Annotated in this window: 10 protein-coding genes; 2 read left to right on the top strand and 8 right to left on the bottom strand. The window is 46.9% G+C overall.

Annotation, left to right across the window (positions count from 1 at the left end; all coding sequences use genetic code 11):
- Positions 1 to 339, top strand: a 339-nt coding sequence (locus tag AC4E7D_RS08985; RefSeq protein WP_490173466.1) for an LETM1 domain-containing protein, incomplete at its 5' end; no start/stop codon positions are given.
- Between the two features lie 75 nt (positions 340 to 414).
- On the opposite strand, the gene AC4E7D_RS08980 is transcribed toward AC4E7D_RS08985, so the two are convergent.
- The 6 genes from AC4E7D_RS08980 to AC4E7D_RS08955 form a co-directional block, all read right to left on the bottom strand.
- Positions 415 to 1,170, bottom strand: a complete 756-nt coding sequence (locus AC4E7D_RS08980) for a LytR/AlgR family response regulator transcription factor (RefSeq protein ID WP_490173465.1) — start codon at positions 1,168 to 1,170, stop codon at positions 415 to 417.
- Between the two features lie 65 nt (positions 1,171 to 1,235).
- Positions 1,236 to 1,565 carry a 2TM domain-containing protein gene (locus AC4E7D_RS08975; protein ID WP_490173464.1) on the bottom strand — a complete coding sequence of 110 codons (330 nt, stop codon included), beginning with the start codon at positions 1,563 to 1,565 and terminating at the stop codon, positions 1,236 to 1,238.
- On the bottom strand, positions 1,565 to 1,894 hold the full coding sequence (locus AC4E7D_RS08970; protein ID WP_490173463.1) for a 2TM domain-containing protein: 330 nt from the start codon (positions 1,892 to 1,894) through the stop codon (positions 1,565 to 1,567). The genes AC4E7D_RS08975 and AC4E7D_RS08970 overlap by 1 nt, the downstream gene beginning before the upstream one ends.
- A 10-nt stretch (positions 1,895 to 1,904) precedes the next feature.
- On the bottom strand, positions 1,905 to 2,210 hold the full coding sequence (locus AC4E7D_RS08965; RefSeq protein ID WP_490173462.1) for a 2TM domain-containing protein: 306 nt from the start codon (positions 2,208 to 2,210) through the stop codon (positions 1,905 to 1,907).
- Between the two features lie 31 nt (positions 2,211 to 2,241).
- Positions 2,242 to 2,523 carry a 2TM domain-containing protein gene (locus tag AC4E7D_RS08960; RefSeq protein WP_490173461.1) on the bottom strand — a complete coding sequence of 94 codons (282 nt, stop codon included), beginning with the start codon at positions 2,521 to 2,523 and terminating at the stop codon, positions 2,242 to 2,244.
- Between the two features lie 117 nt (positions 2,524 to 2,640).
- The gene (locus AC4E7D_RS08955; protein ID WP_490173460.1) at positions 2,641 to 3,975 is read right to left on the bottom strand and encodes a 2TM domain-containing protein; all 1,335 of its coding nucleotides are present in this window, start codon (positions 3,973 to 3,975) and stop codon (positions 2,641 to 2,643) included.
- Between the two features lie 297 nt (positions 3,976 to 4,272).
- Here AC4E7D_RS08955 and AC4E7D_RS08950 point away from each other — a divergent pair, with 297 nt between their 5' ends.
- On the top strand, positions 4,273 to 4,926 hold the full coding sequence (locus AC4E7D_RS08950) for an FMN-binding negative transcriptional regulator (protein WP_490173459.1): 654 nt from the start codon (positions 4,273 to 4,275) through the stop codon (positions 4,924 to 4,926).
- Positions 4,927 to 4,929: 3 nt separating this feature from the next.
- Here AC4E7D_RS08950 and AC4E7D_RS08945 read toward each other — a convergent pair whose 3' ends face one another.
- On the bottom strand, positions 4,930 to 5,664 hold the full coding sequence (locus tag AC4E7D_RS08945; protein ID WP_490173458.1) for a LytR/AlgR family response regulator transcription factor: 735 nt from the start codon (positions 5,662 to 5,664) through the stop codon (positions 4,930 to 4,932).
- 1 nt (position 5,665) lies between these two features.
- Positions 5,666 to 7,624 carry a tetratricopeptide repeat-containing sensor histidine kinase gene (locus tag AC4E7D_RS08940; RefSeq protein ID WP_490173457.1) on the bottom strand — a complete coding sequence of 653 codons (1,959 nt, stop codon included), beginning with the start codon at positions 7,622 to 7,624 and terminating at the stop codon, positions 5,666 to 5,668.
- Positions 7,625 to 7,643 lie beyond the last annotated feature (19 nt).

The following is a 7,643-nucleotide window of genomic DNA, read 5'->3' as shown; positions in this document are numbered from 1 at the left end:
ATCTCCTTTCTGAAATCCAATAACCTGGCCATACAGTTCTATGACAGCATGTCCAAAGTGGTCAATAAACTTATTTTGAGGAACAGCAAACGCCTGCAAAAAGAACTTGAAGACAGCAAGGAATTGGTGAGCTTACTTTCTAAATCCACCATGAAAGACCTGACACCCGAGGAGAAAAAAAAGGTGCAAAACCAGCTTATCGACATCTTCAAAAGCATCCCTTCCCTGGCCATTTTTATGTTGCCCGGAGGCGCCGTTTTATTACCGATTTTTATTAAATTGATCCCGAAACTACTGCCGTCTTCCTTTGATGACAACCGGCTGGAAAACACCCCCTAAAACCTCCCAAAAAGCCACTATAAGAAAAATCTATGGAGGGTATTAATAATTTGTATATCAGGTTTTAAAAGCCATTTATTCTAACCATAACTTGAAATCACGTACTCGTTCCCTACTTACGATGATTTCCTGCTCATTATAGCGCTTTAACTTCACTTTCAGGCGTGAATTTGTGTACGCCACGATGTCTTGTATGTGCCGGATATTCACATAGAATTTTCTGCTCACCCGGAAGAAGGTTTCCGGTGCAAGTTCCTCCTCTAAATTCTCCAGGGTAGTGTCCAATAAATAAGTGCGGCCATCCGTGGTTGCGGCATAGGTACCCTTGTTCTCGCTGAAGAAACATTCAATGTCTTCCGCATTGATAAGTTTTATGTGCTGCCCAACTTTTACAGTAAAGCGTTTTTTGTATTCCCGCTCGAGGGGGTTGGTCAGTAATTTTTTGATGTCCTCAAAATCCAGGCTGATCTGTTTGTCTTTTTTATTGAGGTCTTTGTATTGCTTCATGGCGGCGGCCAGCTCTTCATCATCAATAGGTTTCAACAGATAATCAATACTGTTGAGCTTGAAGGCCTGCAGGGCATACTCATCATAGGCAGTGGTAAAAATGATGGCGCTGTCTACCTGTATGGCGTCGAAAATCTCAAATGAAAGGCCGTCTGATAGTTGTATGTCCAGAAAAATAAGATCCGGCTGCGGGTTGTTCTGGAACCAGTTGATAGATTCTTCCACCGAGTGCAGCAAGGTGGACACTTCCACATCCAGTTCCGCCAGCAAACGGGCCAGCCGTCTTGCCGCAGGTTTCTCGTCTTCAATAATTATCACTTGCATGGAACTCGTACCGCTTAAGCATTAAGGTTCAAAAATAAGGTTTCCCTGGTTATAAGGGCCATCCCCTACTCTTCCTCCAGATATTTCTGAAGCTGCCGGTCTTCCCATTTCCGAAGAAGGGAATAAGGGAACTTAAAGACCACCAGGCCGTGAATGATCAGGATAACCACCCATATGCCCAGGTTGATCAGGATATTGAGGTCTAACCAGCTCATGACTTCTTCACTTATGGCTTCCCGGATCCGTACAATGGGTTCTGCCTGTATCACATACAGCAGGGAAAGGATGATAAAAACCGTCAGGAAGGTCTGTACGTGCTTGTAAAAACCCTTTATGGCCCTTACCCGTTTCTTTGCAGCTTCAAGCCGGCTCTGGTATTCCTGGTTGTTTTCCATTACTTGTATTTTTCTGCTTCTTGTTTGTCTTTTTCGATATACTTCTGGATCATTCTCTCCTCCCAACGCTTCCCTAAAAAGCTACCCTTCATAAAGGTATGCAGCCCATGGAAGGCCAGTCCGATCCCCCAGAAAAAGGGGGTTACAAAACTTGGAAAGGACCAGAAATCGCCATCATTCCCAAAATTTTGCAAGGCCAGGTTGACCAGAATAAAGGTGTTGATGACCACGTAGATTGCCGCGTGGATATAAAACCCCTTGATCTCCTCTACGCGTTTCCTGGCGCGCTTTAATTTCTCTTCCTCTGATAATTTCGGTGCTTGCTCCATGATGGCCAGGTTATTCCCAACGTTTTGGCGATCGCTCGTCCTCGTTCATAAACTCCTTGATCTTTCGTTCTTCCCAGTCCTTCCCAAAAAAAGGATTGAGGTTGAAGGTGCGTATGGCATGGAAAAACAACCCTATCCCCCAGCCAAAGGCTGCCCAAAGGAACCACATATACCGCCAGCCGTCTACCCAGTAGTTGAGGGCAGCCAGGCCTGAGATAACGATCACATAGGCCGTTAGGTTTCCGTAAAACTTTTTCAATTCTTCAACACGCTCCTTGGCGCGTATGTATTTGTTTTCTTTGCTGAAATCTTCCATGATATCTCCTATTTGGTTGTGTTATTTGTTTTTAGAATTTTTCATCCTGCATATATTCTTTGATCTTTCGCTCTTCCCAGTTCCTGCCCAGGAAGGGGGAATACCCAAAGGCATCCAAACCGTGAAGTAGTAACCCCAGTCCCCAGCCTACCATGGGAAAAATCACCCAGGGGAAATCTGTGGAAATATAATTGATATAGGCCAGTGCGGGGATCACGATAATATAGGCCAGCAGGTTGCCGTAAAACCCTTTCATTTCTTCTACCCGTCTTTTAGCCCTCAGGTACTTGTCTTCGGTATAATATGATTTCATAATGCTTTGGTTTTTATTTACAGGACAAATCTCGGGTATCCTGGGGGGCTATCTAAATCTAAATTCCTGAATTGTTGTTTTTACCTACCGAACTGTATGCCCTAACACAATCGGGTATTAAAAATCATCCTGTTCCATGAGTTCACGCAGCTTTTTCTCCTCCCAGCGTTTGCCCCACAAAGGGTTGTACCCAAAAGCTTCCATACCGTGCGCCACGACGCCAAATCCCCATCCCACGGCCGGGAATATCACCCAGGGCCAGCCTGTGGTATAATAGTTAAGGATCCCCAGGGAAGGAATCACAATGCAATAGGCAATGAGGTTACCATAGAAGCCTTTTATGGCCTCTACGCGCTCCTTGGCCTTTTGATAGCGCTTGTCTTCTATGTATACCTTTTGCGGGATTTCAGATTTCTGACGGGTCAGCATGGGGATACTCACCATAAATTCCCTGGGGGTCTTATTAACCAGCACCTGTCGGTCCGTAAGGATCTGGTAGCGCTGTTGTATGTTTCTCAAGCCCACGCCACTGCTCTTTCTCACCACCTGCTTTTCCTGGAGATTATTGCTGACCACCAGGCTGCCATCCCTCTCAAACACTTTGATTTTTAAGGGTTTGCTGGCGGTTACCACGTTGTGCTTTACCGCATTCTCCAAAAGTAATTGCAGGGAAAGGGGTACTATTTTGGCCTCGGGATTAGAGGCCTCCTCCGGGATCTCAAAGACAATACTGTCCTCAAAGCGCATTTTTAGGAGGCGGACATAGGTGCGGGCGAACCGCAGTTCTTCATCCACTGTGACGAGGTCTTTGTTCTTCTGTTCCAGTACATAGCGATATACCTTGGACAAAGAAGTGGTGAACCGTTGTGCCTGGTCTGGGTCCTCTTCAATAAGACTGGTAAGTACGTTGAGGCTATTGAATAAAAAATGGGGGTCCAGCTGGTTCTTCAGTGCATCAAAGCGCGCCGAAGCCGTCCCTGCAATGATCTTCTGCTCCTTTACCCGTTTATCCTGCCAGGCTTTGTAAAAATACAGGGCATGAAAGAACAAAGTAGCCACAAGGGTGATGAGAAGCGCAATATAGTAGTACACAATCCGCTCTCCTGAAGTAAATTCACTCCAGCTCTCGCCCCGAATGTACATCTCAAGGAAAATCCGGATAAGGAAAATCCCCATCATCGTAAAGACAATCCCCCCCAGGGCGCCGATTAGCAGGCGATACCTGGAGTACTTTTCCCACCGTATTCTTTTGTTCAGGTATTCAAACCAGGTGCTATTGATGAAGGTAAGCACTATGGAATACAGCATGTAGCTGCCCACATCCTCGAGGATTTCATTGTAGTTAGACAGGCTCTGGTTTCCGGCCATGACCTGTACCCCAATAAAAATGAAGGACAGCACAAACCCTACCAGAAAACCAACTGATATTATTCTGATAAACTTTCTTAACATGTGCTCAATTCTCTAGCCATCCGATTGCCGGGACATTAACTGTCCTCACAGAATTAAAGTTAGTAAAAACTTTGTGGGTTATTCCCACCCTTATCCCAGCAATTGTTTCTGCAACCAGGAAGTATAGATGTAACACAAAAAGACCAATATGATGACAAGTGCCATGGATGTTGTTTTTATGCAAAATTGCAGTTTCGCTATCAGTTCTCCCAATGAAGAATACCCAACTGTCAGATTTCCTGACCGAATTGTCGTTTCAATGGGCAGTTCAACCCTGTGAGCTTTATTGAGGACAGATTGGCTATCTTTATCCACAGCATGTATATCCCATTACAATATCGCAATGAGGACCCTGCGGAGGTTGCCGATTTTCTCAGGAACAATGCCTTTGCCATTTTAGTGAGCCAGGTGGACGACCGGCCCTGGGCCACCCACCTGCCCCTGGAACTGGAAACCAATTCCTCTGGTCAACAGCTGCTAACCGGCCACATCGCAAAGGCCAATCCCCAATGGCGGCATTTTGTGGAAAATGAACCGGTGCTCGCCATTTTCAACGGACCACATGCCTATGTATCTTCCTCCTGGTACAAGGAAGAGGAAGTGCCCACCTGGAACTATATTGCCGTGCATGTTTACGGAAAGCTCCAAATCCTCAGTGAGGAGGAGGTCATGGCCTCCCTGCACCGACTGGTAGACAAATACGAAAAACACTCTGAAGAACCTGTTTCCCTCCACAACCTTTCTCCCAGGACGCTGAGACAGGTAAAAGGGGTAGTCGGTTTTCAAATTTCCGTGGAGGAGGTCCATGCAGCCTATAAATTATCCCAGGGAAGAGAACAGGACCATACCCGTATCATAGGGGAATTGCGGGAACGCGGCGCTGTCGGGGACCATGAAATTGCGGATAGGATGGGTCCCAACACACCAAAGAAAAAAGGCAATTCAGAATAACCATCAAAGTGTGTGCAGGCGAGCCATCAGCAGCTCCTTGTAGGTCTTACTGATGGGGATGGTTTTGCGGGCGATCTCGAGATGGCCCTCAGCCACTACGTCCAGCTTGGCCAGATTCACCATAAAAGAGCGGTGGACCCGGATAAATTTAGCAGGGTCTAATTCCTGCTCTATGTTCTTGAGCGTACAGACTACCAGGTAATCCCCTGAGTCAGTAGTGATTTTACAATAATTCCGGTCGGCTTCGATATATAGGATATGATCCAGGAGCAGTTTGATCATCTTTCCCTGATGCCTGATAAAAACCCGGTCATTTAAAATGGCGACCTCGCCCGTTTGTTGTCCGTTAACCTGTTCAGGGATATTGATCCGTTCGCCCACCAGGGCCACGGTGCGTTGCAGGTTGAGCTTGTTGAACGGCTTTGAAATAAAAGCCCTGGGCCGGGTAGTTTTCGCCCGGTTAAAGGTAGCTTCATCATTATTGGCGGTCAGATAGATCACCGGGATTTGCTGGGTTTCCTGAATTTTCTGCACCGTTTCAATTCCATCCAGCGTACCTTTTAAATTGACGTCCATCAGTATGAGATCTGGCGGGTTCAGCTTGGCGTGTACGATGGCTTCCTCACCCCTGGACTCAATCCCCGTAATCTCGTAGCCCAGCTGGCTGAGCTGAAGGGACAGGTTGGCTGCGATGATCATATCATCCTCAACAATCAGTATGCGCGACTTCGTTTCCATATCAGGCGGCCTGGGGTACAATAAATTCAAAACTAACAGCAGTTCCCTGTTCTACAGATAGCTGCATTTTTCCATCCAACTGTGCCGTTAATAAGGCAATGAGCTGGGTGCCGAACCCGGTTCCCCGCATATTGGTGATGTCTTTGCCAATGCCGTCATCCGCGACCTTCAGATGCAGCTGGTTCCCGCTTTGTCTAAGGCTTACCTCAACCAAACCTTTCCTGTTGTCCGGATAGGCATATTTCAAGGCATTGGTTATTAATTCATTTACTATAAGCCCAATGGGAACAGCATGGTCCACATCCAGCTCCAGAGGTGCCATATCGCAAACAAGCTTTACCTTGCCCTCTTTCCCAAAGGTGTGTATGATATAGGTCCCCAGATTTTCGAAATAGTCCTTCATCTCAATATGGGAAAGACTCTTCCCCTGGTAGAGCTTTTGATGGATCATGCTCATGCTATGCACACGTTGCTCGCTTTTTTGCATAGCGTCGGCTATTTTCCGGTCCTTGATCTGGGCCGACTGCAGGGAGAGCAGGCTGGATACAATTTCCAGGTTGTTTTTCACCCGGTGGTGGATTTCCTTTAGGAGGTATTCCTTTTCTTCATTTTGCCTTTCCAGCAACTCCTTCTTCTTGCTGTTGCTTCTCAGTGTGGTGTACAGCAACACAAAAGCAATAACAAGCAATATCGTAATTACAATAATAAATGTTTGTGTCGCGCGCTGCCGCCTGATTTTGGACTCCTGTTCCTGTATCGTACTGTCTTTCTCAGCGGAGCTGAACTGGGCCTGCAGCTGTGAGATCCGCTGGTCCGCCTCGGCGGTGAACACCGCATTTTTCAGTTCATCGTACTTTTCAAATGCGAGGTAGGCTTCTCTGTAATTATGGCTTCCGGCATAGGCCTTTCCCAGGCTCTCATATGCCTGACTGAGAAAGAACTCGTCCCCAAATTCCGGGGTGGCAATGCGTATACAGGTGGTGAGGCTTTCCACGGCAGATAGAAATTTTCCCTGTAGGTTCTGCAACTTGCCCAGCGACAGCCAGGAACGCATCAACATGAAATTATTATCCAGCAGGCCGGCGTATTTTATCGCACTTTCTGCCGCTGCACTTGCCGCGTCATAATTGTTTTGAAAGGAATAGAGCTCTACAAGGGAGATGTAGATGTCAGAAAGGTTATTGTAAAAACCATAACGCTCCCCTATGGCAATGGCATGCTCATAAAGCTTCCTGGCCTCTTCATATTGTTTCAGGGCGAGGTAATTGTTGCCCACGACATAAAGTGTAAAATCATAATCCAGGCTATTGAGGCCTGTTTGCTCAAACAGATCCAGGGATTTATGACCATAGTCCAGCCCCATTTCATACTTGGCCTGTTTCCAGAACAGATTGCTCATATCGCTTAAGGCCACTGCCATACCATAGGTATCCTGAATACTCCTGGAAACATTTAGGGCTTCGGTGGCATAATCCGCAGCCTTGTCCAGCTCCCCTCTCCTTTCATACACATATCCCATCTGGGTCAGTAAAAATGGGAGGTCTTCCCTGTTTACCTTGGACCTCGCCCTTTTCAGCATAAAGAGGGCAGAATCGAGCTTTTCCATACGAAGCAGTACCGCTCCGAGGGTGGCACTTATACGTCCCTGCCATAAGGTATCCTGTAGTTCCCTTGCAGAGGCAATTCCCTCAAGGGCATAATCTTTTGAACGATTAAGGTTTCGGGTATGCCAGTAATACGCCAGGTCGTTCAGGATCTCGAGACGGGTAGTTGCAGCCGTTGCTTTGGAATATTTCTGTTCGAGACTGTCGAGGTAGGACATTCCAAAATTGTCTGTATCTACAAATACCTTTTGGTAGGAAGTCTCCCCATCCCAAGCTGTGGTCTGGGCATGCGCAGCGACCGTGCCCCACAGGATCAGGGCAGTGGTAAGGGTCGTCACGAGGACACGATTTTTCATTTCAGGTCGGTTGCCTCAT

The sequence above is a fragment of the Lentiprolixibacter sp. genome (genome assembly GCF_982873095.1).
The sequence above is the reverse complement of the archived record's forward strand: the minus strand, read 5'-3'. Positions and strand labels throughout refer to the sequence as shown.